Genomic DNA, 226 nt, shown 5'->3' on the forward strand with positions numbered 1-226 from the left:
GGCCTTCCCCGGCCACGTACATTTCGCCCGCTACGCCGATCGGCACAGGGCGGCGGTTTTCATCCAGGACGTACACCCTCAGCGTCGGGATCGGCTTGCCGATATTGCTCTTCGCCGCCTCCATTTCGACCCACGTGATTTCCTTATACGTCACGTGAACCGTCGTCTCGGTAATGCCGTACATATTGATCAGCTTCGTCTCCGGGTACTTCGTCTTGAAGCCCTT

Annotated in this window: 1 protein-coding gene; it reads right to left on the reverse strand. The window is 58.0% G+C overall.

Going from position 1 to position 226, the window contains the following annotated elements; all coding sequences use genetic code 11:
- Nucleotides 1-226, reverse strand: a 226-nt coding sequence (locus tag G9G53_RS26100) for an AMP-binding protein (RefSeq protein ID WP_165150925.1), incomplete at both ends; no start/stop codon positions are given.

The sequence above is a fragment of the Paenibacillus sp. EKM206P genome, from assembly GCF_011066155.1.
Taxonomy (GTDB): domain Bacteria; phylum Bacillota; class Bacilli; order Paenibacillales; family Paenibacillaceae; genus Paenibacillus; species Paenibacillus polymyxa_D.